We start from the raw sequence: 23671 nt of genomic DNA, 5'->3' as shown, positions 1-23671 counted from the left end.
ATCAGGTGAAGCCGTAGAGCCGTGCCGGGTTGTCGACCAGGATCGCCTTGCGGATCGCGACATCCGGCGCCCAGACCGGAAGCTGGTTGAGGAGGCGGCCGTCGTCGATCTGAAACAGCGGCGTCACGTCGGTGACCTTCCTGCCTTGCGGCGTCACCGAATCCGGGTGCGGCCAGTCGGTGCCCCAGACGATACGCTCGGCATTGGCCGCGATCAGCGCCTGCGCCAGCGGCGTGGCGTCGGCATAATCGGGCGCGAGCTTGGAGGCGCGGTAGGCGCCGGAAATCTTGACATAGGCCTTGCCGGATTTGACCAGCGCGAGCAGGTCGGCAAATCCCGGCTGGTCCGTGCCGAGGGCGGCCTCGGCGCCGCCGAAATGGTCGAACACGACCGGCACCGGCGCTGTAGCGACGAGGTCCTTGATCGCGGAGATCATGGCGAGGCTGGTGAACAGCTGCACATGCCAGCCGCGCGCCTTCATCCGCTCGATCGCGGCCGAGAAGCGCTGTCGGCCGACATTCGGATCGTTGACGCCGCCGGTCGCGAGGTTGAGGCGGATGCCGCGGAAGCCGGCCTTGTTCATGGCATCGAGATCGCTCTCGCTGGTCTTGTCGTCGATCACGGCGACGCCGCGCGCGGTCGGCCCGCGGGCCGTGATGCCGAACAGGGTCGACGAATTGTCGGGGCCATAGACGCTCGGTGTCACGATCACCACGCGCTCGACATGGAGCGTCTTGTGCAGCGCGCTCATCTCCTCCGGCGAGGCCGGTTCCGGCGTGTAGACGCGGCCGGCGAAGAACGGGAATTTCTCGGGGTCGCCATGGATGTGAGTGTGGCAGTCGCACGCCCCTGCAGGCACGTCGAAATTCACCGCGGTCGATGGTTGCGCTGCCTTGGAAAATGCGTTGCTGCTGGTCATGGTCACTCCGGCTGCGATGGAAGCCAGCATCATATCGCGTCGCGTCAGCATTGGACGTCTCCCTGCGTGCTCGGCTGTTATGCGCGTCATACGCGCGCCGGCATTATGGGTTGCCGGCGGGGGCGGAGGTTATCGGCGGAGAGAGCAGGCGGGAAGGGCAAGTTCGCGGTGCGAACGGTTCCGTAATGCCTATTGTCCCGACGGCGTGCGCAGGCCGTGCCAGGCGTCGCGCACCTGATGGTAGTGCACCTCGGGCAGGTAGTCCGGCGTCTTCAGGTTCAGCGTCTTGACGTCGAGGCGCCCGGTCGCGCTGAGCAGCGTGTAGGAGGCGATCACGCGGTCGCGCTGCGCACCGATCAGTCGTGCCCGCGCGGTGATCAGATCCTGCTGCGCGTTGAGCACGTCGACCGTGGTGCGCTGGCCGCCCGCGGCTTCCTTCTGCACGCCGGCGAGCGCAACTTCCGCGGCCTTCATCTCGGACTCCGAGGCCGACACCGCGATCTTGGCGCCCTCATTGGCGACCCACGCGCTGACCACGGCGGTCTTGGCCTGATTGCGGACCTGATCCAGCACCAGCCGGCTCTGCGCCGCGACTTCCTTGGTCTGCCGGGTCTGCGATGCGGCGGTGCCGCCGTCATAGATCGGCTGCGTCACCTGACCGATCACCGAGGCTTGATCGGTGCCGAAGCTGCCGAGCGTGGTGTCGGTGTCGCGGCTGCGGCTGACGCTGCCCTGCACGGAGACATTCGGCATCAGGCTGCTCTCGGCGACGCGGATCGAGGTCGAGGCAACGTCGACGTCAAAGCCTGCCGCGGTGACGGCGGGATGCTCGCGGAGCGAGAGCGCGATCGCATCCTCGCGGCTGCGTGGCAGCAGCCGGTCGATGGTCTCGGCCGGACGCAACTGGGATGGCGCAGTGCCGACCACCTGCGCATAGGTAGCCTGGCTGATCGCGTAATTGACCTCGGCGGCGTTGAGGTCGGCGAGGCCGCGGTTGAGCCGCGCCTCGGCCTGGGCGGTATCGGTCGGCGTCACGTCGCCGGCATTGAGGCGCCGTTCGGTGATTGCCCGGGTCTCCTTCAGGAAGGCGACGTTGGCGCGCTGCGCCTCGACCAGGGTCTGGTTGGCCAGCACATTGGTGTAGGCGGTGACGGCGTCGAGCAGCACACCCTGGCCGACATTGCGCAACGCCTCGCGGCCGGACTGCACCTGCAACTCGGCGACGCGGACGCTGTTGGCGGTCTTGAAGCCGTTGAACAGGGTCTGCGTCACCGTGACGCCGATCTGCCACGGCTTCAGCGTTGCGGTCTGGATCACATTGCCGGGCAGCTGATCGCGCACCGCCTGCAGGCCGACCGACAGGCCGGCAATGATCTGGGGACGGTAACCGGCCAGCGCCTGCGGCACGTTCTCGTCGGTCGCACGCTGGCGCGCCCGCTCGGCGTTGAGTTGCGGATTGGTCTGATACGCCTTGACCAAGGCTTCCGGCAGGCTCTCGGCGCGGGCCGCGGTATCCGTCAGCAGCGCACATGCCAGCACGCCAAGGCCGATGCCCGACAAAAGCACGCGCCTCGCTACGTCGCCAACCCTGGCGGCACGCTCAACCATGTGATCCCGCAAACCAAAACTCCGGCAGTGCGCCCCCGCCGACGCCGCCGACACATCTACCTGTTTACGGGGCGGTGCCGCCACAGACAAACCGCCGCGCGACATCTGCACATCATTTCAGTTCTTGTCTGTTGCCGGTTCGTCACAGGCGCACGTATCGGTCATATGACGTATAAGTTTGAACCGCCGGCCGTCGATTCAACGATGCCGGTTATCCACCGTCTCGTCCGGGTCCATTGCTGATGCCGATATTCTTCTCCGACCCCGAGGCGATCGCGGAGCACATCATTCGTGACGTCGGAACCGAACTGGTGGTCGGGCTGCCGCTCGGCCTCGGCAAGGCCAACCACATCGTCAACGCGCTGTATGCGCGAGCAGTGACCGACCGCTCCATCAACCTCACGCTGTTCTCCGCGCTGACGCTGGAAAAGCCGAAGCCGAAGAGCCTGCTCGAACGGCGCTTCATCGGACCGGTGATCGACCGCCTGTTTGGCGGCTATCCAGATCTCGCCTACGCGGATGCGCTGCATCATGGCGCACTTCCGCCCAACATCAAGGTGATCGAGTTCTTCTTCCTCGCGGGGCAGTGGCTGCACCAGCCATTCGCGCAACAGCACTACATTTCCGCCAACTACACCCATGCGGCGTCATATTTGTTGTCGCGCGGACTGAATGTCGTGCCTCAGCTAGTTGCCAAGCGCATGGTCGACGGCGCGCCGCGCTACAGCCTGAGCTGCAACACCGACACCACGCTCGACGTGCTGCGCGCCCGTGCGCAGGGGCGGGCGTCGTTCAAGCTGATCGGCCAGGTCAATTCCGAGCTGCCGTTCATGCCCGGCGCCGGCGACCTGCCGGCGGATGAATTCGCCGCGGTGCTCGACAGTCCAGAGACCGATTTCCCGCTGTTCGCGCCGCCGTCCGAGCCGATCAGCGACACCAAATATGCGATCGGCTTGCATGCCGCCGGTCTGGTCCGCGACGGCGGCACGTTGCAGATCGGCATCGGGCAGGTCGGCGACGCGCTGGCGCAGGGGCTCGTGGTCCGCCATCGCGACAACGCCGAATTCCATGGCATCATGCAGCGCCTTGCGCCCGGTACCGGGCAACTCGCCGCGGCCGAGACTGGGTCGTTCGAAAAGGGGCTCTACGGCGTCAGCGAGATGCTGTTCGAGGCGTTCCTCGGGCTGATCGACGCCGGCATCCTCAAGCGCGAGGTCGGCGGCGTGATCCTGCACGGCGCATTCTTCCTGGGCCCGCCATCATTCTACCGGGCGCTGCGCGAGATGGCACCGGAGCAGCTGGCGCGAATCCAGATGATGCCGGTTTCCTTCACCAACGAGATCTTCGGCGACGAGGACGGCAAGCGTCGCGCCCGGGTCGATGCGTGCTTTGTCAACAATGCGATGATGGCGACGCTGCTCGGCGCTGCGATCTCGGACGGCCTCGAGAACGGCCAGGTCGTGAGCGGGGTCGGCGGTCAGTATAATTTTGTGGCGCAGGCATTCGCGCTCGAGGGCGCACGTTCTGTGCTGGCGCTGGAGGCGACCCGTCAGTCCGGCAAGCAAGCGCAGTCGAACATCCGCTGGTCCTATGGACATGAGACCATCCCGCGGCATCTGCGCGATATCTTTGTCACGGAATATGGCGTCGCCGACGTCAGGGGGAAATCCGATGCCGACGTGATCGCCGCAATGCTGCAGGTCTCGGACTCCCGCTTCCAGGGCGAATTGATGCGGCAGGCCAAGGACGCCGGCAAGCTGCCGCGCAGCTACGAGATTCCCGCGGCGCATCGCGAAAATTATCCCCAGCGCATCGGCGATGCGCTGAAGCCCGCGCGCGATGCCGGGCTGCTGCCGTCATTCCCGTTCGGCAGCGACTTCACCGATGTCGAGCAGCGGCTGATTCCGGCTTTGCAGATCTTGCAGCAGGCGCAGCACATGCCGCTGCAACTCGCCGGCCTGCTGTGGCAGGGCATGCGGCATCCGCCCGATGCCGCCGACCGCGAATGCCTGGCGCGGCTCGGTCTCGACAAGCCGATGCATTTCGCCGAGCGCGCCTATCGCGCGCTCGTCACCGCGGCATTGCAACGGAGCCGAACGGCTAAGGCGCGATGAGATCATCGCGCCTTAGCCTGTTGTCTCAGCATGATCTTGTCCGGAAAACCGCTTCGCACTTTTCCGGATCATGCTTTAGCGGTTCTTGTTGACCGGCTTGCGCTTCTCGATGAACGCCGCCATGCCCTCGGAGCGATCCTCGAGCGCGAAGGTCGAGTGGAACAGGTTGCGCTCGACATTCATGCCTTCCGCGAGCGGCGTCTCGAACGCGCGGTTGATGGCTTCCTTGGCCATTGCGGCGGCCGGACGCGACATCGAGGCGATCTTCTCGGCTGCCGCGAGCGCCTCCTCGAGCAGCTTGTCGGCCGGCACGATCCGTGACACGAGGCCCGAGCGCTCGGCTTCCGCCGCATCCATCATCCGCCCGGTCAGGCAGAGGTCCATCGCCTTCGACTTGCCGATCGCACGGGTCAGGCGCTGCGTGCCGCCGATGCCGGGAATGGTGCCGAGGGTGATTTCCGGCTGGCCGAACTTGGCGGTGTCGGCGGCGATGATGATGTCGCACATCATCGCGAGCTCGCAGCCGCCGCCGAGCGCATAACCCGCGACCGCGGCAATGGTCGGCTTGCGGCAACGGGCGACGCGGTCGCCGCCGATGGCGGTGAAATCGCTGTTGAACATGTCGATGAAGCCTTTCGGCTGCATCTCCTTGATGTCGGCGCCGGCCGCGAAGGCCTTCTCGCTGCCGGTGATCAGGATACAGCCGATCTTGTCGTCGGCCTCGAGATCGTCGACCGCCGCGGCGATCTCGCGGAACACGCCGAACGAGAGCGCATTCAGCATTTTCGGCCGGTTCAGCGTGATGACGCCGACCGGTCCCTTGCTTTCGACAATGATGAATTCGAACGTAGCCATGGACGCAAACCCCGTGCCTGATTTGCCGGGCAATGTGCCCGCTGACGGGATGCGCTTCAAGTGGCTGAAACGAGGCTTTGGGCTGCGGTGCGGCGCCCCCCGCGCCGCACCGCAGGTGCCTCCGCTAGGCCATGAACATGCGCGCGGCGGAGGCCACCGTGAGCAAAGCGCCGAACCCGATGAAGATCTTCCCGATCAGCGAGGTCTGGTCCCAGCTCGCGCTGTCGCTGCTCGCCAGAACCGGGGCCGGCTTGGGTGCAGCCACGGCAACCGTCGGCGGCGGCGCCGGCGATGCCTCCTGTTGAGCGGTCTGCGGCTGGGCCGGCTGCGGCTGTTCCGCCGGCTGCTCCTGCTGCAGGGCTCGGTCGACCTCGTTGAGCTGGTCGGATGCGACCACATTACCGTCGGACTGGTCTGCGGGCTTGTCGGCCGCGGCAATCAACACATTGGCTTTCACCGGCGTCGCCGCTGCATTGTCGTCGCCGGAGGTCAGCTCCGCATTGGCGTTGGCGACGGTGGCGGGAATGCCTGCCGAGGTGACCCTGCCGGCGTCGTTATTGGTGGCCTTCTTGCTGTCGGATTTGTCGGCGGTCTTGTCAGCGGTCCTGGAGGACCGGTGGCGTGCCGAGCGCCGGCCATGCCGCGAACTCTGCTCGGCAGACTTGTCGGTCGTTGCGCTGTCGGATTTCGATGCCGATGCGTCCGATCCGGCCGCATGCGCCGGCAACGGAGCCGCGAGACACACAAGAAGCCCTGTCAGTCCTGTCGCAACCATCAATGCCAAGCGCCCGCTGGCTTTGATCTTCATTTTGATGATCTCCCCATGTCGCCCGCCCAAGGGCGAAAAGAGACCCCGCTGCGTGTCCACACCGGGGCAGAAAAAGGGAATCTTCGGGCATCCGGGGGCAAAAGCTGGGCAATTTCTTCCCAGTGGCCCATCGACGGCAGCAGCACCGATGCTTGTCGGACCGATCGGTGTTATGAGCCGTGACGTCTGGAAACCCGCCGGAGCGATTCTTTGAGGCCGATCCTCGGCGCGGTCTTGCTGGAGGATAGAGATCACGAATTCGTGATCGTCTGGCATGCCGCGTAACGAACTGAAAGATCGGCCGAATTGCAATTCAGGAGCCTGCGTGCGCGAACGTGAGGATGAATGGACCGGCCTGATGCGGTCGGCCATTTCAGGCGATGATGCGGCGTACCATCGCCTGCTCAAGGCCATCACGCCGGTACTCCGTGCTGCGGCGCGCCGCGGCCTGGCGCGCGCGGGACAACCGGTCGATCAGTCCGAGGACATCGTGCAGGACATCTTGTTGGCGGTACATTTGAAGCGACAGACCTGGGACACCAGCGCGGCGTTCGCGCCGTGGCTGTTCGCGATCGCGCGCAACAAGCTGATCGACGCGCTGCGCCGCCGCGGCAAGCGGATCTTCGTCAACATCGATGATTTCGCCGAGACGCTGCCCGGGGAAACACCGGAACCGACGGCCTCGCCGGGCGAGGTGAGCGCCCAGTTGCAGGCTTTGCCTGCGCGGCAGCGCGAGGTGCTGCAATCGATCGCGGTCGACAGCACCTCGATCAAGGACACCGCGGCGAAATTCTCGATGACCGAGGGCGCGGTGCGGGTCGCGCTGCATCGTGGGCTTGCGAGCCTCACTGCGAAATTACGGGATCGATGAGCATGGACACCGATCAACTCATTCGAACCCTTGCCGCCGACAATGCCTATCGCGCGCGTCCGATCGGTCTTGCGCTGATGCTGGCACTGCTGGCGGCGGCGCCGGTCTCGCTCCTGATCTTCTTCGCCGAACTCGGCGTGCGGCCCGACGTGATGATCGCGATGCACAATCCGTTCTTCGACCTGAAATTCGCCGTGACGCTGGCGCTTGCCGCCTCGGCGATCGCGGTCAGCCTGCATCTGTCGCGCCCGGAGGCCTCGCTGCGCGGCTTCGGCTGGTGGCTGCTGATTCCCGCCGGCATCCTCGTCGCCGCCATCAGCGGCGAGATGATGATGCCGCAGCGTACGCCGATGATGACGCGGCTGATCGGCAAGAATTCGATGGCCTGCATGACCGCGATCCCCGCGATGTCGCTGCCGCTGCTGGTCGGCGCGCTGTACGGGCTGCGGCAGGGCGCGCCGGCGCGGCCGGCGGTCGCCGGCGCGATAGCCGGCCTGCTCTCGGCGGGGCTCGCGGCAACCGTCTACGCGTCGCACTGCACGGATGACTCGCCGCTGTTCGTCGCCACCTGGTACACGCTGGCGACCGCGATCGTCGCGAGCGTCGGCGCGCTGATGGGAAACCGGGCGTTGCGATACTGACTGCTTGTAGCCCGGGCGGAGCGAAATCCGGCTGAGCCCTAACCTCCCCTTGAAAAGGGGAGGTCGCTTTGCTCGTCAGAGCAAAGCGGGTGGGGATCAGCTCTCTCCAAGGGCAGCGTCGCCTGCGGCTCACCCCCATCCCGACCTTCCCCCTTTCAGGGGGAAGGGGAAGAGAACGTCGTAGCCCGGATTTCGCTCCGCTGCATCCGGGCTACGGGAAATCAGGCCGCGGGCGCGGACTGCTGCATGCGATGGAAGCGCAGCACCTGCTGCGCGGTCGACGGCCGCAGCCGCTCATAGGTGTCCTTGCAAGCCTGCAGATCGGTCGGCTCGCCGCCCGAGATGTCGTCGCGCAGGTTGATGATCGCCCGCACCGTCGACCATGACAGGCCCGAGACCTTGGCCAGGATCATGACGCCCTCGGCGCGGGTTTCGATCATCATGTTCTCGGCGACGCTGACCGAGACGTTGGCGAGCGCGGCGAGCGAGGCGTTGGTCTCGTCGAACTTGCCGGCCTCGGCGAAGGCTGCGAGCTGGAATTCGTCGAGCCGGCCGTCCTGGTAGAGCGACTTGACCAAGGCATGCGCGATCGTGGTGTCCGGCGTCACGGCCGCCGGCGCCGAGCGCGCGCGTCGCGTCGCTTCCTTCACCGCGATCGGAATCTCCTTGGCCTGCTGCGGATTGGCAGCCTCGAGCCGCTGCCTGACCGCGTCCGAGGCCTTGGCGACCAGCTTGAGATAGAGATGCCGCGGGATGTTCGGGCGCAGGCCGACGCAGGTCGACAGATTGTCGTCGCCCTCGGCGCGGCTGACCAGGCGGGTGAAGCCGCGCTCGGTGAATTCCGCGCCGGGATTGTTGACCGCGCTCTGGATCACCTCGTCATTGCCGCGCAGCACCAGCACGTCGGTGACGGCGCCGCTCAGCGTCTTGCGGTTCGAGATCGCGAGCAGATGCGCCTGGCTCTTGCTGCGCGCCGTTTCGATCAGGGTGTCGTCGTCGAGCCGCGGCGACAGCGTCAGCACGGGGCCCGCGACCTCGATCAGGTCGTCGAAGGCAAGGGTGCGGATGGTCTGCGGCGGTGCGGTGTCGATCGGGGCGAGGCGGTCGGCGAGCAGCGCCTTGGCCGAGTTTTCGATGTGCTCGAGCAGGCATTGGAAAACGTCGTCGAACAGCACGATCTGCTCGTTGGAATAGTTCACCGAGCCGTTGATGAAGAGGTCGGTCACGCGGCGCAGCGTCTCGACGCGGCGTGCGACGGTGCCGTGCGCGAGCGTCGTCTGCAGCTCGTCGAGCAGACTTTCGGGGGCGGTCTCGGGCTTCAAACTCATGACTCTGTCCTGGAGCGGTGGCGACGGCTTCTCCGGCGCCGAAGAGGGAAATGGATTTCAGGCGCTGGCGATGCGGTTGCGTCCCCTGGCCTTGGCTGCGTACAGCGCGCCATCGGCGCGGGCGAGCAACGTATCGGAGTTCTCGCGCGGCTTGAGCGTCGTGACGCCTGCGGAGATCGTCACCCGCATGCCGGGCGAGAATGCGCTCCAGTCGAGATCGGCGATGATCGTGCGCAGCCGCTCGAGCGCGCGCATCGCCTGATCCTGCGACAGGTCGGGCAGCACCAGCAAAAATTCCTCGCCGCCGTATCGGCCGAAGCGATCGACGCTGCGGAGGTTGGCGAACATGCCGATGGCGAAGGTGCGCAGCGCCTCGTCGCCGATCGGATGGCCGTAGACGTCGTTGATGCGCTTGAAATGGTCGAGGTCGATCAGCGCAACCGCGCAGGAGCTGCCGTTGCGCGCGCAGCGCGCGATCTCCTCTTCGAGCGTGCGCATGATGCTGCGGCGATTGGAGGCGCCGGTCAGTTCATCGAGCTCCGCGAGCTCCTCGATGCGCCGGTAGGCCTCCTTCAGCTTCAGTCCGCTCTGGTACAGCGATTGCTGCATCGAACTGGAGAAGATGCCGAGGCACATGCAGCGCCCGATCGTCAGCGCGAACACCAGCATGGTGGCGAGGCGATCGATCCGGGTCGCGGTCGGCATCCCGATCGCCTTGTCGGTGCCGAGGAACAGCGCGGCGAGGCCCAGCACCATGACGGTCCAGACGATCGCAGTCTGCCGCGCCGAGGTGCGCAGCGCACCGAAGCCGAACACCACGAACAGGTTGCAGAGAAACAGCACGCCGACTTCCGGCGCGATGTAGGTGAACACCAGCAGGTTCACCATGTTGATCGCCGATTGCGGCGCGACCAGATAGTGGTCGCGGAAGCGCTCGTGAAGGCCGCGCTCGGAGAGCGCCACGTAGACGGCGACCAAAGACAGGCCGGTCAGCGCGTAGGCGGCCGCCACCCAAACCGACGTGGTGCCGCCATGCGCGTAGATCAGCAGCACGACGGCGTCGAGCACGAAGCAGGCCGCGATCATCGACTGGATCTGGCGGCGCTGCTTGGCCCGGCGCGCCAGGCGCTCGGCCGTCAGCCTGGGACGGCCGCTTTCCGATGCGCCCGCGATCGGGCTGGGAAGTGACGACGCAGCGCTGCCCATGGTCTCGCCATTGGTGAAATCCGGCGAAAATCTACGTGGGAAAGCCTTTAGGTTTGGTATCTTTTGGAACCGAATCTACCCCGGTGTAACCCGGTCATCGCCCTTGTTTCGTAAGGGGAATCCGTTCGCAGCGGCGAGGCGGGAGCGATGTGCGGCAAGCCTGCGCCGTGGCGGACTGCGTGACGGTGCTGGCGTGCCGATAAAGCCTTGGTATGGTCGCGCCGGATGGTGCCTGTCCGCGAGAGTTCTAACTACTATGATACCGTTTATCGAGTCTCGGCTGATTTTTCCTCATTGGAAGCGCCGACTGTGGCATAGATCACACATGCAGTGCGGACATTGCCGTAATGTGAAGAATCTTGGCTCTCGCGTCGAACCACGCACCGCCCCCTTCAGACCAACTTTGCGAGACGGGCATTGAGCGCGACACAGGCGGCTTCAGACGACGTTCTGATCGCTCGGATCGCTCAAGGCGACCGGCTTGCCATGCAGGTGCTGTACGGGCGGCACCATGTCAGGGTGTACCGCTTCGGGCTTCGGCTCGTGCGGGACGAACAGGTGGCGGAAGATCTCATCAGCGAGGTCTTTCTGGACGTGTGGCGTCAGGCGGGCAAGTTTGAGGGACGATCCGCCGTTTCGACCTGGCTTCTGGCGATTACCCGGTTCAAGGCGTTGTCTTCGCTGCGGCGAAGGAAGGACGCCGAGCTGGACGATGAGGCCGCGAACGCGATCGAGGACACGTCCGACGATCCGGAAACGGTGGTGCAGAAGAAGGACACCGGTGACACGCTGCGTAGGTGCCTGACGGGACTATCGGCGGAACATCGGGAAATTGTCGATCTTGTCTACTATCACGAGAAATCCGTGGAAGACGTCGCTGAGATCGTGGGGATTCCGGAGAATACCGTGAAGACGCGCCTGTTCTATGCGCGCAAGAAACTTGCCGAGTTGCTGAAGGCAGCCGGTGTCGAGCGAGGTTGGCCATGATGGCTGCGAGAACAAAGGTGCAAGAGCCTGACGATATCGAGATGCTGCTGCCCTGGCACGCGGCCGGCACGCTGAACGCGCGTGACACGCGCCGAGTCGAGGACGCGCTTGCGAGCGATCCGGAGCTCGCCCGGCAATATGCCGTCATTCGCGAGGAATATGCCGAGACCATCGGCCTCAACGAGAGCCTCGGTGCGCCCTCGGCGCGCGCGATGCAGAAGCTGTTCGCCGCGATCGATGCCGAGCCGGAGCACAAGCCGTCGATGGGCGCGCGCATGTCGGCCTCTGTCTCGGAGTTCTTTTCGAAATTGTCGCCGCGGACGCTGGCGTGGTCGTCCGGCCTCGGTGCGGTCGTGGTGTTGTTGCAGGCGGGCGTGATCGGCGCGGTGCTGATGCGCAGCCAGCCGGCTTTGTTCCAGACGGCGTCGCTCGATGTCGCCGAGCGCAGTGCGCCGGTCGCGCCCAGTGCGCCGATCACCCGCGACCTCGGCGCCAGCGTGGCGGCGACGCCGACCCGGCTGCTGGTGCGCTTCACACCCGATGCCAGGGTCGCCGACATCACGTCGCTACTCGACAATTACCAGGCCTCGATCCTCGACGGGAAGGGCGGGATGTTCCGGCTGCAGTTCCGCGCAATGGACAAGAGCAGCGTCGCTGCGCTGATTGCGCGTTTGCAGAAGGAGAAGATCGTCAGCCTCGCGGTCGAAACGCCGTAGTCGGCGGCTGACGGTTCTGCGCCGAGTTGAGGTCACCATGGCCGCTAACGGCCGGACCAGATTGACGAACCACGCGATCGGCGCAGCCGCAGCCTTGTTGCTGGTCTGTGTTGCCGGCTCCGCCTCCGCCCAGAATTTCATGCGATCGCCGACCGGTGGCGCGCCACAGGTCTCGCCCGGGATGCGGGCCAATCCCGGTATCGGAAGGCTTGGTGGCAATCCCGCCGGCGGGTTCGGCGGCTCAGTTGGCCGCATGCCGCCGCCATCGGTGGACCGCGGCCCGGCCACGTCGTGGACCGACGATGGGCCGCGATTGCGCGTGCCGTCCCCCGTGCGCCCCGCGCCCCGTCTCTCTGCCAGCTGCGATGACGGCGATCGCGGCCAATGTTCCGACCGGCCGGTTGCCGGCAACGGCGGCGGCAAGGGCGCAACGCGGAAGGGCAGGGCCGGCGGTGGCGGCAGTTTGCGTGCGCAGGATGCGTCGAGCGTGCGAACCGTGCCGAATGAGCTCGTGGCCGAAATCGACGGTGCATTGACGGAGGCGGAGGCCGATGCACTCGCGCGCCGTCATGGGTTGAGGCGGATCGCCTCGCAGAACGTCGCGCTGCTGGGTGCGACGATCGGCCTGTTCCGCATCCAGGGCAATCGTTCGGCCGAAATGGCGAGCCGCGAGCTCGCAAGCGATGCCGGCGTCCGCTCCGTACAGCCCAACTACCGTTACGCGTTGCAGGATCAAAAGGCGTCGGGCGGCAGCGATCCGGCGCAATATGCCCAGACACAGCTGCATCTGCCCGCGGCCCACAAGCTGGCGCGCGGGATGAATGTCACCATTGCCGTGATCGATTCCGGCGTCGACGCCGCCCATCCGGAATTGGCGAACACGGTCGCCGATACGTTCGATGCGCTCGGCAGCAAGGATGCTCCAAACGCCCACGGCACCGCCATTGCCGGCGCGATTGCGGCGCGTGTCAGGCTCACGGGGAGCGCGCCGGAAGTGCGGATCCTGGCGATCCACGCCTTCGGTGCGGTCGCGGGCGGCGCCGGGAGCACCTCCTTTGTGATCCTCAGGAGCCTCGACTACGCGGTGGCGCATGGCGCGCAGATCGTGAACATGAGCTTCGCCGGACCGAAGGACGCCCTGGTCGAGCGCGCGGTGGCCGCTGCCGTGATGCGGGACGTCGTGCTGGTCGCCGCGGCCGGCAATGCCGGCGCGACATCGCCGCCGCTGTATCCGGCCGCTCATCCCGACGTGATCGCGGTGAGTGGCACCGATGCCGACGACCGGCTGGTGGCGGCCTCGAACCGCGGCAGCCATATCGCGTTGGCGGCCCCGGGCGTCGACCTCCTCGTGCCGGTGCCTGACGGCAAATACCAGCTGATGTCGGGCACATCGTTTTCGGCCGCGTTCGTCAGCGGCATCGCGGCCTTGGTGCTGGAACGGAATCCGGCATTGAAGCCCGCCGAGGTGCGACGGGTCCTGACCAGCACGGCGCGCGATCTCGGGACACCTGGACGTGACGATCTGTTCGGTGCAGGGGAAGCGGATGCGCTTGCCGCGGTGATGGCGGCGACCAGTGCTCCCGTTGCCTCTGCCGCGGGCAAACCGTCGCAGCCTGCACAGCAGGCCGACGGCAATAACACTTCCGTGAGCCGCACGTCGAATGAACCCCCGCCGTCGATCGCATCGGAGGATTCCGCTGCAAATCGCCGTGCTGCGCGATGATTTTCGACGCCGAACGCCTGCAACGGTGCGATGGAACCGCGGCGCGAGAAGGTTAAAAAAATCGCCGGCGATTTGAACGTCCGCCTTCCTCTCACGACTTATGTGTGTGGGAGCGGTTTAACCCTCCCCGGCTATATCAGGCGCGAGCGCCCATCCACCCCAAGCGCCCATATGGCTTTGACCCGTCCGGTTGTCCCCCCGGACGGGTCTTTCATTTTGGGGGCACCCTTGCGTGTCGGACTCGACGGTGCGCGGCACGATGGCGCCGACCGATCGCAACGGGATGGGCGACGCGCGACGGCGGCGGTTTGCTGTGGATCTTTCCGCCGTGCGTTGCCCGGGAGCGGTGCGCATCGCCACCATGGCAAGTCGATGACTTGAAGGCAGTTCGCGCGAGAAACTCCGTAGTAGAGCGGACTTCTTCGATCGCCCGTTTGCGATTAAGAATTTAGTTAGACTTTATTTACCTTTTCCACAGAATATCGGCGTCACGTCCAGTTGATTCGGTTCGGTTGCGTCTGCGTCCGTTTCTTTTCCTGCGGGCAAGTTGAATGACACATCGGACCGACGTGGCCAGAGGCCAGGAGATCGTTGCACGCTGGTGCAACCTCGCCGAGCAAAGGCTGGAGCACCTTACCGAACTGTTCGATACCGGGCGCTGGCGGCGCTATCACAGCGAGCAGGCCTTTCTCGAGAACATCAGGGAAGCCCGCGCCGCGGTCGACATCTGGCGCGAATTGCTGACCCGCGAAGCCTCGCTCGACAATTCGCCGATCGATCTGTCCTGGCTCGGCCGCGGCAGGTCGAAACTGCCGCCGCCCCACATCTCGCCGCCGCCCGAGCGCCGGCCGGAGGCTGCGGTCCTGGCCGAGGCGGCGATTAAGGCGGTCGCGGCCGCGCTGGAAACGGCGGCCGAGGTGCTGGAGCAGCCGCCCACGGTCGCCGACGCGCCGCCGCTGGAGATGCCGCCGGTCATGCCGCCGCCGGTGCTCGATCTCGACACCATCCAGCGGCGCTATCCACTGCTGCGCAACACGCTGTAGGCGACCGCTCTCGCTTATTTTTTGAGCGTGATCTCCGTGCTTGTCGCGAGGAAAAACCGCTTCGCCCTTTTTCGGATCTAGCGCCGCACCGCGTTCGCGCCGACCACGAGCTGCGCATATTGCTGGGCGCCGCCTGCCGACAGATCCGGCGTGATCGGGCGGGCATGGTCGAGCCCGACCACCGCGCCGCGCGGGGTTTCCGAGATCATGTTGTTGTTGATCAGCGCCGTGCCGGCGCCCGGCACCACCGAGACGCCGATGCCGACGAAGGCGTTGCGGACCACGTTGCCTGATATCGCGACATCGCGCAGGTACTTGCCCCAGCCGGCGACGATGCCGAAGGTCGGCGCGTTCTCGATTACATTGCCGGTCACGGTGCTGTCGGCCTCGACATAGATGCCGATGCCGGCGCCGTCGTTCGGGTCGGTGCCTGCAGGGCGCTTCGGCAGCAGGTTGCGGATGATGTTGCCCTGGACCACAGCGATGCGGCCGCCCTCGTTGAAATTGCACACGGAGACGCCGATCGCGGCGCCGTCGACGGTGTTGTTGGCGATCACAGCGGCCTCGAACGAGAACTCCGAATAGAGCGCGACCTCGCGGACATTGCTGACGCTGTTGTCGGTGATGTGGATGTTGGAGGCCGAATTGCCGCGCACCGCCGAGAAGTCGCAGTTCTTGATGCGGTTGCCGCGCACGATCACGTTGCCGGCGCGGAAGGCGTTGATGGCGTTGCCGTACTGCCCGGAGCCGCCGGGGCCGGCCTTGATGTCCTCGATGCGGTTGTCCGCGACGATCGAGCCGTCGTCGCCGATCGCGGTGCGCAGGATCTCGATGCCGTTGTCGTTGGTGCCCTTAATGGTGTTGCGCGACACCATCAGGCCCAGCGCGTCGAACGACACCAGCGCCGTGGTCGCGATCTCGGTGAAGACGTTGTTGCTGACGTCGCCCGACATCTGCTCGAACCAGATGCCGTTGCCGCCGCTGCCGGTGAACCGGCAATCGGTGATGCGGATGTCGCGGCCCGATAGGCAGTGCACGAGGCCGCGCCGGTTCGGCAGCGGGACGTTGCCGCCGTCGAAGCTGAGGCCCATCAGGACGACGCCGCCGGCGCCTTCGCCTTCCAGCAGCGAGGCGCCGCCGTTGAACACCAGCCGGCTGGCGCCGCGCACGCCGATCAGCTGGCTGCCGGGCACAAGCCGCAACGGGCCGGTCCGGTAGACGCCGGGCGGGAACGCCAGCGGCACCTGCGCCCGCGCGGCGTCGTCGATCGCGCGCTGCAAATTGCGGGTCTGGTCGTCGGGGCTGCCGGGGTGCACGCCATATTGCGTGACGTCGCGGCCGAGCGAGCCGGTCGATGGCGCGGCGGCACGCGCGGCGTCCGGCGACATCGCAAGCGCGCCAGCTGCGCCGGCGGCGGTTACTCCGATCAGATGGCGGCGGTTGACGTCCATGGGCAAGGCCCTCGCAACATTCGCGAGCGGTGACGTTCGCGGGTCGAGTGGTAGCGCGAAAGGCGGCGCGGCATGGTGAACACGCCGACGCAGCGGGGCGATTGTTGGCGGTAGGGTTAATCGCGGGTGCAACCGATTCACGTGTCAAACAGGCGTTCCCCGGTATCATCACGCGCGCATGCGCGGGCCCGACACCGGGGAGATGCGGGCCCACGGCTCCTTCCCAGGCGTCGTCCCGGCGAAGGCCGGGAGGTGGATTCACATTCGAAGTGCAACACTTGAGCAAAGGACTCGGCAGGCGTGCGGTAGTCAAGGCATTTGCGCGGGGTGTTGTTGTAGGCGGCGATGAACTGGCGGAACCTGGCGGTCGAGAGGGTTACGAGATCCGTCTTGCGGGGAATAAAGCGGCGCATCCTGCCGATGGCGTTCTCGATGCCACCCTTCTGCCAGGGGGCATGGGGATCGCAGAAGAAGGTCGCGATCGAGAGGCGGTGCAGCGCCAGGTGACCGGCGAACTCGGTGCCGTTGTCGAAGGTAACGCTCTGGCGCAGCTCTTGTGGAAGGGTCGCGAAGAAGCCCACGAGATGGCGGGCGACACCGCGCGCGACCTTGCTGGCAAGGCGGATGCCGAGCAGCAGCCGCGAGGTGCGCTCGTGCACGGTCAGCACGGCCTGACCGTATTTCGAGAACATCATCAGGTCGGCCTCCCAGTGTCCGGGCACGCTGCGGTCGGCCGCTTCGAGCGGCCGATTTGCCAAGGATACACGGCCTTCGATGAAGCTTGCGGGGCTGCCGCCCCGCTTGCCGCGGCAGCCGCGCTTGCTCTTGGCGCGCGGCAGATAGCGCCGCCAGTTGAAGTCCGTGGTGCGCCTGAGTTGGCCATAGATGAAGCGGTAGATGGTCTCGTGGGAGATCACCTTGCGCCCGCACTCGCGGGCCAGCCGGCCAGCGACCTGCTCGGGCGACCAGCCGCGGCGAAGGCGTTGCAACACCGCGCGGCGCAGGCCGGGCTCCCGTTCGAGGCGTCCGCCCGTCCAGCGCCGCGCTCGCATCTGGTGCTGGGCATAGCTCGGCTTGTAGCCGACCTGGCTCCCCCGATTGCGCCTCAGTTCCCGCGAGATCGTTGATGGCGAGCGATCCAGAGCTGCCGCGATTTGCCGGACCGAGCTGCCATTGGCCGATAGGCAGGCAATCTCGCATCGGTCGTCCAGAGAGAGCTGCTTGTAAGTCCGCCCCATGGCAACACCTCCTCAAGGAAGTGTTGCACTTCGTTTGTGAACTCAGGGGATCCATACGCCGCGGCTTGTGTTGTGAACGGGACTCGTCATTGCAGCGACGCTCAACAATGATCTTTCGTGGTTATGGGTCCCGGCCTTCGCCGGGACGACACTGAATGGCCGTTGCAGACCTCGTCATTCGATCCAATTTTAGTATTTGCCGGGGTCTACGGTTGACGCGTCTGGAGTATTGCTCGCCCGCTGGCTTGAGAGGAGAGACCGGTGTTTGACGTAGGAGACCTGGTTGTCTGCATCGACAATGGCCCGAAGAAGGGAGCCATTGGGCCGGTAGTGCCCATCCATCATCTGCTGCACAAGGGGCGCATCTACCGTGTCAATTTCATCGGGACGACCTGGACGGGGAGTCTGACCGTCGGGCTAGCAGGCGTCGCGTTACCTCCTCCGATGATTGGGTTCGAACCTTACAGATTCCGCAAGATCGATCCTGCGGAGCCTGAATTTATTGAAATGATGCGCAGCTTGCGTACGCGTGAGTTGGAGGATGCCAACTAGGGGCGTGCACTTGCACCACCCAATCCGCACGCTCACGCGCGTGCGGCTTGCCGCGTTAGCTTCACCAGCTCCATCAGCATGGCCTCGCCGGCATCGACGAGCGCTTCCAGCGTGATGGATGATTTGCCGGGCGCTGCCGTGCCATCATGGGCGAGCGGCGGAACGTGGACGAATTGCGCGAGGCGCAAGTCATTGTCGTGGTTCACGGCCTCGATCGCGCGCCAGCTCAGGTAGTTGCAGAGATAGCTGCCGGCGTCGCGCGAGGCTCGCGCGTCGATCCCGGTCGCCAGCACGGCGCGCAGCAATTTTTCAGTTTGAGGCCCGAACAAGCGCGCATCGGCGCCGCCCTCGATCGATCCCTTGCGCGCATGCTGGCGGCCGGCATCCGGGAAGCGCGTCGTCACCGCGTTGCGGGCGCGGCTTTCGATCCGCAGATAGCCGGTGCGGCCGGCGAGGCCGAACATCAAGAGCGCTTGCGGGCGATGTTGTGCGATCAGCTCCGGCAATTCGCGATCGACGGCGGCGTAGGTGACGTCGAAGATGTGGCTCGACAATGCGACGTCGTCGAAGGCCGGGCGGCGCAGGGCGGTCAACCGCTTCACCAATGGCATGGTCGGGTTGAACGGCGCGCCCGGGAACGGCCCGAAGCCGGTGACGAGGATGCGCAGCCTGCCGCTCAATGCAGCATCTCCGCGATCTGTTCGGCAGCGACCGCGGGCGAGATGCGGCCGCCGGCGACCTCGGCCTCCATCTTCTTCACCTTGGCGCGGATCGCGGCATCCGAGCGCAGCCGCGCCATCATCCGGCTCTCCAGCATCGACCACATCCACTTCACCTGCTGTTCCCTGCGGCGGCCGGCGAACTCGCCCGAGGCGTTCATCGCGGTACGGTGGTCGAGGATCTTCTGCCAGAGCCGGTCGAGCCCGGCGCCGGTCAGCGCGGAATAGGTCTCCACCGGCGGATGCCAGTGCTCGGAGCGTGGTGCCAGGATGTGCAGCGCGCTGCGATAGTCGGCGGCGGCGAGGTTGGCGCGCTTGAGGTTGTCGCCGTCGGCCTTGTTGATCGCGATCATGTCGGCGAGCTCGACAAGGCCCTTTTTGATGCCCTGCAGCTCGTCGCCGGCGCCGGGCAGCATCAAGGCCAGGAAGAAGTCGGTCATATCGCAGACCGCGGTCTCGGACTGGCCGATGCCGACGGTCTCGACCAGCACCACGTCGAAGCCGGCGGCCTCGCACAGCAGCATCGCCTCGCGGGTCTTCGCCGCGACGCCGCCGAGCGTGCCCGAGGAGGGCGAGGGGCGAATGAAGGCCTGGTCGGAGACGGCGAGCCGCGCCATCCGGGTCTTGTCGCCGAGGATCGAGCCGCCGGTGCGCGCCGAGGACGGATCGACCGCCAGCACTGCAACCTTGTGGCCGCGCTCGATCAAGAACATGCCGAGCGCATCGATGGTGGTCGATTTGCCGACGCCGGGCGAGCCGGTGATGCCGACCCGCACCGCCTTGCCGGTGTCGGGCAATAGCGCCTGCACCAGCTCGCGCGCCGCCGCCTGGTGGTCGCCGCGCCGGCTCTCGACCAGCGTGATCGCCCGCGCCAGCGCGGCGCGGTGGCCAGCACGGAGGTCCTTGGCGAGGGCGCTGATGTCGGGAGCGGCAGGCTTCGGTGAGGTCATGGTGTTGGTTTACAACGGCTGGCCATGGCAGGCGAGGGGAACGCGGATCGGCACGTCGCAGGGGCGCACTGCCAAAATGTCGAAAACAACCCCTTGCAAAGGAGCCGGCGGCTGGCAGCCGGCGTGCGACAAGGCTACTTGACACGTCGGGCAACTCAGCGGCATTCTTCCATTATCCAGAAATCGTGCAGACACCCGTAGCCCGGGTGAGCCAACGGGTCGCGCGAACGCGCGCCCGATGACAGGCTCCGCGATGTCAGGGGAAACCGGCCCCACATATCGCTTCGCTCATGCGGGCTACGAACTATTGCTGCTCGTCCGCATCGCCCTTCGGCCGCGCGCCGGCGAAGATTTCTGCGCCATCCGGCGTCAGATAGGGCTTCAGCGTCTCCCACGGAACGAAGATGACATACTGGCCTTCGGCGTAGGGGCCGACGGCATAGGGCGGGTAGTGGAAGGTGAGGCCGGAACTCTTGCCTGACACGGTCGACGGCGCCAGCGTCACGGCGCCGATCTTGAGCAGGGTTGGCTTCAACTCCTTGTACCACTCGGCGGTTGCGGTCTCGCCGGCGCCGCGCCGCTTCCTCTCGGCGTTGAGCGCGCTGACGATGGCCTTGCGCATCGCCGTCAGAGTCGGGCCGTTGTCCGTCGTCTCGGTGAAGAAGGGACGGATGCTGATGCGCTTCTTCGCCGTGGTGTCCCACAGGATGGTGTTGACGTCGGAGTTCGGATGCGCGCCGTGGGTGTCCATGTAGTCGTCGCGCAGCACGCTCACATAGCGGCCGTCGACGACGGAGCGCTCGGAGTATTTGCGTTCGAACGAGTAGCCGCCGCGATCTTTGAAAAGCTCAGGCCCCTGCTTGCGGTCGGCCGCAGCCGCGGCGGCATTCTTCTCGATCCACTTCTTGCCTTCCGCGAGGTAGCCGGCTGCCAGCGCGCTGTCTGCCTTGATCTTGTCGTCGAGATAGACGTTGGCCTCGATGCTTGCGTTCCTGATCGTGGCATCAGGCTTGGGGTCTGCGGCGATGGCGAGGGAAATGAAGACGAAGCCCGATATCAGGGCAACGGCCCACTTCACGATGATAGTCAATGCTTCGATTCCCTGGCGAGTTGATCGACGAACGCCTTCAATGGCAACAGATCATCCTCAATCATGATCCATAACAAGCCAGCGTCGGTCCGATGATAGGCATGGCGCAACCAGTTTCCGAGATCGGCCAATCGCCTCCAGTTGATACCTGTTTCCTTGGCCTTCAAATCGGTTGGAATGTGCCTTGATGCTTCGCTGATCATCTCAAGCAGCCGCTCCACGGCCAGCCGCATCACCAGATTGCTGGTGAAGCTCTCGCGGGTTTGCCCGGCCGTTATGTCCCGAATGCTATCGATCGCTGCGGCAATGTGGCCTATGCGGTCTGCAACGGTTGGCTGCACGTCAGAATACTTCGAGAATATCGTCGGCAATTCGTTGTGCCAGGCGAGGAGGAAGGGATCGCTTCATCGTTGCTTGCGCCTGCAAGCCCGTCGCGTCTTCAATGATATGCTCGACGCCGATCAGGTTGAGTAGCGAAAACGAGGCATCGGGCTCGACTTCAACCAGCACATCGACGTCACTGTCGTGCCGATAGTCGCCGCGCACGCGCGATCCAAAGATCGCAAGCTTCGACACGCCCTCTGCCTTGATGGCATCGGCATTCTCTCGTATCGCTGCCACGATCTCTTCGCGTGTCATGGTTTGGGACCTTGCAATCCCGCTAATCTATCATCTACTCCGCCGCCGCGCTATGGCCGAGCCGGGCGTTGAGCTTGTGGATCAGCTCCTCGGCGGCATCCGAGATCACGGTGCCCGGCGGGAAGATCGCCTCGGCGCCGGCGGCATAGAGCGCGTCGTAATCCTGCGGTGGCACCACGCCGCCGATGATGATCATGATGTCGTCGCGGCCGTGTTTCTTCAGCGCCGCCTTCAATTCCGGCACCGCGGTGAGATGCGCCGCGGCGAGCGAGGAGACGCCGAGGATGTGGACGTCGTTCTCGACCGCTTGCCGCGCAGCTTCGTCGGCGGTTGCGAACAGCGGTCCGATATCGACGTCGAAGCCGACGTCGGCAAAGGCGGATGCGATCACCTTCTGGCCGCGGTCATGGCCGTCCTGGCCGATCTTGGCGACCAAGATGCGCGGGCGGCGGCCCTCGGCCTCCTCGAACGCATCGATCAGGGCCTGCACTTTTTCGACCTTGTTGGACATCGCCGCTGCCTCTCGCTTGTAGACGCCGGTGATGGACTTGATCTCGGCGCGGTGGCGGCCGAACACCTTTTCCATGGCGTCCGAAATTTCGCCGACGGTGGCTTTGGCGCGAGCGGCGTCGATCGCCAGCGCCAGCAAATTGCCGTTGCCTTCGCCCGCCGAGCGGGTAAGCGCGGCGAGCGCCGCATCGACGTCCTTCTGGTTGCGCTCCTTCTTGAGCCGCGCCAGCTTGTCGATCTGCAGCCGACGCACGGTGGAGTTCTCCACCTTCAAGACGTCGATCCGCTTCTCGTTCTCGGGCTTGAACTTGTTGACGCCGATCACCGCCTGGCGGCCGGCATCGATCCGCGCCTGGGTCTTGGCGGAGGCTTCCTCGATCCTGAGCTTCGGCACGCCGGCCTCGATCGCCTTGGCCATGCCGCCGAGCGCCTCGACCTCCTGGATGTGCCCCCAGGCCTTCTGCGCGAGATCGCGGGTCAGCCGCTCGACATAGTAGGAGCCGCCCCAGGGATCGATGATGCGGTTGGTGCCGCTCTCCTGCTGCAGGAACAATTGGGTGTTGCGGGCGATACGCGCGGAGAAGTCGGTCGGCAGCGCCAGGGCCTCGTCCAGGGCGTTGGTGTGCAGCGACTGGGTGTGGCCTTGCGTTGCCGCCATCGCCTCGATCGTGGTGCGCATCACGTTGTTGAACACGTCCTGCGCGGTCAGCGACCAGCCCGAGGTCTGGCAATGGGTGCGCAGCGACAGCGAGCGCGGATCCTTCGGATTGAACTGCTTGAGCAGCTTGGCCCATAACAGCCGCGCGGCGCGCATCTTGGCGACTTCCATGAAGAAGTTCATGCCGATCGCCCAGAAGAACGACAGCCGCGGCGCAAAGCGGTCGACGTCGAGGCCCGCGGCAAGCCCGGCGCGCAGATATTCGACGCCATCGGCCAGCGTATAGGCGAGCTCGAGGTCCTGCGTCGCGCCGGCCTCCTGCATGTGGTAGCCGGAAATGGAAATGGAATTGTATTTCGGCATCCGCTGCGAGGTGTAGGCGAAGATGTCGGAGATGATCCGCATCGAGGGCGCCGGCGGATAGATGTAGGTGTTGCGCACCATGAACTCTTTCAGAATGTCGTTCTGAATGGTGCCCGACAGTTTCTCCGGCGGCACGCCCTGTTCCTCGGCAGCCGCGACGAACAGCGCGAGGATCGGCAGCACCGCGCCGTTCATGGTCATCGACACGCTCATCTGGTCGAGCGGGATGCCGGCAAACAGCGTGCGCATGTCGTAGATGGAATCGATCGCGACGCCGGCCATGCCGACGTCGCCGGAGACGCGCGGATGATCCGAGTCATAGCCGCGATGGGTGGCGAGGTCGAAGGCGACCGACAGGCCCTTCTGTCCGGCCGCGAGGTTGCGGCGATAGAACGCGTTGGAATCCTCCGCCGTGGAGAAGCCGGCATATTGCCGGATGGTCCAGGGCTGGTTGACATACATGGTCGGGTAGGGGCCGCGCAGATAGGGCGCGATGCCGGGCCAGGTCTCGAGGAAGTCGATGCCTTCGAGATCGGCCTCGCCATAGACGGGCTTCACCGGGATGCCCTCGGGCGTCAGCCACGGCTCGGCGCTCGCAGCCGGGGCCGTACTGGCCACGGGCTGGAAGGCGACATCGGCGAAATTGGGAATGCGGGTCATCCCTGGGCTTCCTCAAACTGGC

At 65.6% G+C, this 23671-nt stretch carries 22 protein-coding genes; 8 read left to right on the top strand and 14 right to left on the bottom strand.

What is annotated here, in order from left to right; translation table 11 throughout:
- Nucleotide 1: 1 nt before the first annotated feature.
- Both J2R78_RS02295 and J2R78_RS02290 read right to left on the bottom strand, forming a co-directional pair.
- On the bottom strand, nucleotides 2-970 hold the full coding sequence (locus J2R78_RS02295; RefSeq protein ID WP_253609553.1) for an amidohydrolase family protein: 969 nt from the start codon (nucleotides 968-970) through the stop codon (nucleotides 2-4).
- 138 nt (nucleotides 971-1108) lie between these two features.
- Complete coding sequence (locus tag J2R78_RS02290) at nucleotides 1109-2527, bottom strand: TolC family outer membrane protein (RefSeq protein ID WP_253609552.1); 1419 nt, start codon at nucleotides 2525-2527, stop codon at nucleotides 1109-1111.
- Nucleotides 2528-2769: 242 nt separating this feature from the next.
- Between J2R78_RS02290 and J2R78_RS02285 the strand changes: the two genes are divergently transcribed.
- Nucleotides 2770-4641, top strand: coding sequence for an acetyl-CoA hydrolase/transferase C-terminal domain-containing protein (locus J2R78_RS02285; protein ID WP_253609551.1), 1872 nt, complete (start codon nucleotides 2770-2772; stop codon nucleotides 4639-4641).
- A gap of 75 nt (nucleotides 4642-4716) precedes the next feature.
- Here J2R78_RS02285 and J2R78_RS02280 read toward each other — a convergent pair whose 3' ends face one another.
- Both J2R78_RS02280 and J2R78_RS02275 read right to left on the bottom strand, forming a co-directional pair.
- Nucleotides 4717-5496, bottom strand: a complete 780-nt coding sequence (locus J2R78_RS02280; RefSeq protein ID WP_253609550.1) for an enoyl-CoA hydratase — start codon at nucleotides 5494-5496, stop codon at nucleotides 4717-4719.
- Nucleotides 5497-5620: 124 nt separating this feature from the next.
- Entirely contained in the window at nucleotides 5621-6580 is a 960-nt protein-coding gene (locus J2R78_RS02275; protein WP_225641783.1) for a hypothetical protein, read from the bottom strand.
- Between the two features lie 49 nt (nucleotides 6581-6629).
- Here J2R78_RS02275 and J2R78_RS02270 point away from each other — a divergent pair, with 49 nt between their 5' ends.
- Nucleotides 6630-7175 (top strand): sigma-70 family RNA polymerase sigma factor, encoded by a 546-nt coding sequence (locus tag J2R78_RS02270; protein ID WP_057015660.1) that lies wholly within the window; start codon nucleotides 6630-6632, stop codon nucleotides 7173-7175.
- A gap of 2 nt (nucleotides 7176-7177) precedes the next feature.
- The gene (locus tag J2R78_RS02265; protein ID WP_076833110.1) at nucleotides 7178-7816 is read left to right on the top strand and encodes an NrsF family protein; all 639 of its coding nucleotides are present in this window, start codon (nucleotides 7178-7180) and stop codon (nucleotides 7814-7816) included.
- Between the two features lie 221 nt (nucleotides 7817-8037).
- Here the strand turns inward: J2R78_RS02265 and J2R78_RS02260 are convergent, their stop codons facing one another.
- Both J2R78_RS02260 and J2R78_RS02255 read right to left on the bottom strand, forming a co-directional pair.
- Complete coding sequence (locus J2R78_RS02260; protein ID WP_028331661.1) at nucleotides 8038-9144, bottom strand: DUF2336 domain-containing protein; 1107 nt, start codon at nucleotides 9142-9144, stop codon at nucleotides 8038-8040.
- A gap of 57 nt (nucleotides 9145-9201) precedes the next feature.
- Nucleotides 9202-10350 carry a GGDEF domain-containing protein gene (locus J2R78_RS02255; protein ID WP_253609549.1) on the bottom strand — a complete coding sequence of 383 codons (1149 nt, stop codon included), beginning with the start codon at nucleotides 10348-10350 and terminating at the stop codon, nucleotides 9202-9204.
- A gap of 417 nt (nucleotides 10351-10767) precedes the next feature.
- Here J2R78_RS02255 and J2R78_RS02250 point away from each other — a divergent pair, with 417 nt between their 5' ends.
- The 4 genes from J2R78_RS02250 to J2R78_RS02235 all read left to right on the top strand — a co-directional run bounded on the left by J2R78_RS02250 (nucleotide 10768) and on the right by J2R78_RS02235 (nucleotide 14819).
- Nucleotides 10768-11337, top strand: a complete 570-nt coding sequence (locus J2R78_RS02250) for a sigma-70 family RNA polymerase sigma factor (RefSeq protein ID WP_016843228.1) — start codon at nucleotides 10768-10770, stop codon at nucleotides 11335-11337.
- Nucleotides 11334-12053, top strand: coding sequence for a hypothetical protein (locus J2R78_RS02245; protein WP_050387103.1), 720 nt, complete (start codon nucleotides 11334-11336; stop codon nucleotides 12051-12053). Before J2R78_RS02250 ends, J2R78_RS02245 begins: the two co-directional genes overlap by 4 nt.
- Nucleotides 12054-12090: 37 nt before the next feature.
- Nucleotides 12091-13776 (top strand): S8 family serine peptidase, encoded by a 1686-nt coding sequence (locus J2R78_RS02240; RefSeq protein WP_253609548.1) that lies wholly within the window; start codon nucleotides 12091-12093, stop codon nucleotides 13774-13776.
- A 551-nt stretch (nucleotides 13777-14327) separates the two neighbouring features.
- On the top strand, nucleotides 14328-14819 hold the full coding sequence (locus J2R78_RS02235) for a TIGR03809 family protein (RefSeq protein ID WP_253609547.1): 492 nt from the start codon (nucleotides 14328-14330) through the stop codon (nucleotides 14817-14819).
- Nucleotides 14820-14896: 77 nt separating this feature from the next.
- Here J2R78_RS02235 and J2R78_RS02230 read toward each other — a convergent pair whose 3' ends face one another.
- Nucleotides 14897-16270, bottom strand: coding sequence for a TIGR03808 family TAT-translocated repetitive protein (locus tag J2R78_RS02230; protein ID WP_253609546.1), 1374 nt, complete (start codon nucleotides 16268-16270; stop codon nucleotides 14897-14899).
- A gap of 137 nt (nucleotides 16271-16407) precedes the next feature.
- Nucleotides 16408-17508, bottom strand: a complete 1101-nt coding sequence (locus J2R78_RS02225; RefSeq protein WP_253609545.1) for an IS30 family transposase — start codon at nucleotides 17506-17508, stop codon at nucleotides 16408-16410.
- A gap of 261 nt (nucleotides 17509-17769) precedes the next feature.
- On the opposite strand from J2R78_RS02225, the gene J2R78_RS02220 reads away from it, so the two are divergent.
- Entirely contained in the window at nucleotides 17770-18060 is a 291-nt protein-coding gene (locus J2R78_RS02220) for a hypothetical protein (RefSeq protein WP_057015652.1), read from the top strand.
- A 32-nt stretch (nucleotides 18061-18092) separates the two neighbouring features.
- On the opposite strand, the gene J2R78_RS02215 is transcribed toward J2R78_RS02220, so the two are convergent.
- The 6 genes from J2R78_RS02215 to scpA all read right to left on the bottom strand — a co-directional run bounded on the left by J2R78_RS02215 (nucleotide 18093) and on the right by scpA (nucleotide 23649).
- Entirely contained in the window at nucleotides 18093-18740 is a 648-nt protein-coding gene (locus J2R78_RS02215; protein ID WP_253609544.1) for a pyroglutamyl-peptidase I, read from the bottom strand.
- Complete coding sequence (meaB, locus tag J2R78_RS02210; protein WP_253609543.1) at nucleotides 18737-19729, bottom strand: methylmalonyl Co-A mutase-associated GTPase MeaB; 993 nt, start codon at nucleotides 19727-19729, stop codon at nucleotides 18737-18739. The genes J2R78_RS02215 and meaB overlap by 4 nt, the downstream gene beginning before the upstream one ends.
- 304 nt (nucleotides 19730-20033) lie before the next feature.
- On the bottom strand, nucleotides 20034-20819 hold the full coding sequence (locus tag J2R78_RS02205) for an RsiV family protein (protein WP_256558766.1): 786 nt from the start codon (nucleotides 20817-20819) through the stop codon (nucleotides 20034-20036).
- Complete coding sequence (locus J2R78_RS02200) at nucleotides 20816-21160, bottom strand: DUF86 domain-containing protein (RefSeq protein ID WP_092079463.1); 345 nt, start codon at nucleotides 21158-21160, stop codon at nucleotides 20816-20818. The genes J2R78_RS02205 and J2R78_RS02200 overlap by 4 nt, the downstream gene beginning before the upstream one ends.
- A 1-nt stretch (nucleotide 21161) precedes the next feature.
- Complete coding sequence (locus J2R78_RS02195) at nucleotides 21162-21458, bottom strand: nucleotidyltransferase family protein (RefSeq protein WP_092079466.1); 297 nt, start codon at nucleotides 21456-21458, stop codon at nucleotides 21162-21164.
- A 34-nt stretch (nucleotides 21459-21492) separates the two neighbouring features.
- On the bottom strand, nucleotides 21493-23649 hold the full coding sequence (gene scpA, locus J2R78_RS02190) for a methylmalonyl-CoA mutase (protein ID WP_253609542.1): 2157 nt from the start codon (nucleotides 23647-23649) through the stop codon (nucleotides 21493-21495).
- Between the last annotated feature and the right edge of the window lie 22 nt (nucleotides 23650-23671).

Source organism: Bradyrhizobium sp. USDA 4538 (assembly GCF_024171045.1).
In the GTDB taxonomy this organism is placed as follows: Bacteria; Pseudomonadota; Alphaproteobacteria; order Rhizobiales; family Xanthobacteraceae; genus Bradyrhizobium; species Bradyrhizobium australafricanum.
Note: the sequence above shows the minus strand (reverse complement) of the source record. Positions and strands in the feature narration are given on the sequence as shown.

Excerpts from the sequence above, each read along its gene's own strand:
- J2R78_RS02230 (WP_253609546.1), bottom strand. The coding sequence starts at position 16,270 with ATGGACGTCAACCGCCGCCATCTGATCGGAGTAACCGCCGCCGGCGCA.
- J2R78_RS02265 (WP_076833110.1), top strand. The coding sequence starts at position 7,178 with ATGGACACCGATCAACTCATTCGAACCCTTGCCGCCGACAATGCCTAT.
- J2R78_RS02235 (WP_253609547.1), top strand. The coding sequence starts at position 14,328 with ATGACACATCGGACCGACGTGGCCAGAGGCCAGGAGATCGTTGCACGC.
- J2R78_RS02240 (WP_253609548.1), top strand. The coding sequence starts at position 12,091 with ATGGCCGCTAACGGCCGGACCAGATTGACGAACCACGCGATCGGCGCA.
- J2R78_RS02225 (WP_253609545.1), bottom strand. The coding sequence starts at position 17,508 with ATGGGGCGGACTTACAAGCAGCTCTCTCTGGACGACCGATGCGAGATT.
- J2R78_RS02195 (WP_092079466.1), bottom strand. The coding sequence starts at position 21,458 with ATGACACGCGAAGAGATCGTGGCAGCGATACGAGAGAATGCCGATGCC.
- J2R78_RS02280 (WP_253609550.1), bottom strand. The coding sequence starts at position 5,496 with ATGGCTACGTTCGAATTCATCATTGTCGAAAGCAAGGGACCGGTCGGC.
- meaB (WP_253609543.1), bottom strand. The coding sequence starts at position 19,729 with ATGACCTCACCGAAGCCTGCCGCTCCCGACATCAGCGCCCTCGCCAAG.
- J2R78_RS02245 (WP_050387103.1), top strand. The coding sequence starts at position 11,334 with ATGATGGCTGCGAGAACAAAGGTGCAAGAGCCTGACGATATCGAGATG.
- J2R78_RS02275 (WP_225641783.1), bottom strand. The coding sequence starts at position 6,580 with ATGCCAGACGATCACGAATTCGTGATCTCTATCCTCCAGCAAGACCGC.
- scpA (WP_253609542.1), bottom strand. The coding sequence starts at position 23,649 with ATGACCCGCATTCCCAATTTCGCCGATGTCGCCTTCCAGCCCGTGGCC.
- J2R78_RS02255 (WP_253609549.1), bottom strand. The coding sequence starts at position 10,350 with ATGGGCAGCGCTGCGTCGTCACTTCCCAGCCCGATCGCGGGCGCATCG.
- J2R78_RS02295 (WP_253609553.1), bottom strand. The coding sequence starts at position 970 with ATGCTGACGCGACGCGATATGATGCTGGCTTCCATCGCAGCCGGAGTG.
- J2R78_RS02285 (WP_253609551.1), top strand. The coding sequence starts at position 2,770 with ATGCCGATATTCTTCTCCGACCCCGAGGCGATCGCGGAGCACATCATT.
- J2R78_RS02260 (WP_028331661.1), bottom strand. The coding sequence starts at position 9,144 with ATGAGTTTGAAGCCCGAGACCGCCCCCGAAAGTCTGCTCGACGAGCTG.
- J2R78_RS02290 (WP_253609552.1), bottom strand. The coding sequence starts at position 2,527 with ATGGTTGAGCGTGCCGCCAGGGTTGGCGACGTAGCGAGGCGCGTGCTT.